Source organism: Oleiphilus sp. HI0079 (assembly GCF_001635105.1).
In genome coordinates this window covers 1-960 of the sequence record NZ_LWFT01000933.1, presented here as the reverse complement: position 1 = coordinate 960, position 960 = coordinate 1, and the positions used below count along the sequence as shown (strand labels likewise).

1 protein-coding gene is annotated in these 960 nt (G+C 47.7%); it reads right to left on the bottom strand.

Going from position 1 to position 960, the window contains the following annotated elements; genetic code table 11:
• The coding region (locus A3750_RS17185) for an AMIN domain-containing protein (RefSeq protein ID WP_197475110.1) at positions 1 to 960 on the bottom strand (960 nt) is incomplete at both ends.

Sequence of the window (960 nt, the reverse complement as noted above, 5' to 3'; positions counted from 1 at the left end):
CGTTCTCTCATCTGAAGAGATATACCCGCGCCCAGAAATCAACTCTTGATCCTGCTGCAGCATGGCAACAATATCGGCAGCCTTCGCGTAGTTAACCTGAATGATTTCCAAACGGACTGGCGCCAACTCAGCAACCTGCTTGTTTGTTTCGATCTCAAGTTTTTCTCTCGCAGCAATCTCTTCTGCCGGAGCAACCAACATCACATTGCCTGTTGTGCGCTTATCAAGACCTTTCGTTTTTAGTACCAACTCTAGCGCCTGATCCCAAGGAACATTTTGCAAACGCAGGGTAATGCTGCCGCCTACGGTGTCACTTGCTACCAAATTCAATCCTGTAAAATCTGCGATCAACTGCAATACAGCACGAACCTCAATATTCTGGAAGTTAAGAGACAGCTTTTCGCCCGTGTAAGGAAACTTCTCTTTCAAGCGCTCTTCGGCTTCCTGTTCGGTCACCTTTTCAACACTGACAACAAACTGATTGTCCGCCTGATAGGCTAGGTAGTCATAATTACCTTCCGGCTTAATCACGATTTTTGCTTTGCCGTCTTCAACATACGACTCAATGCGGTGAACAGGTGTCGCAAAATCAACAACATCTAAACGTTGGCGCAAAGCCTCTGGAAGCTCTGCCCCCGAAATAACAAGCTGAATATTTCCACCAACCTCAGACATATCAATGTCTACAGAAGGATTGTTCAAACCAATAATGACTTGCCCATCACCCTTTTCTCCACGGCGAAAATCAATACTGGTAATATCGCTTGCAGCGGAAGAAGCGGTCACTTGCTCTGAAGATTCTTGGGAGGCGGAAGGTGCTGGCGCTGCTGCACCAACTCGCATGATCAGATCGTTGCCAGAAACCTCACTGGTGTATGGCGCCATTGTGGCTAAATCGATGACAAATCGCGTAGCCATCTGACCATCGCTATTCTCAGCCTCGATCACGGTCATTCGCCG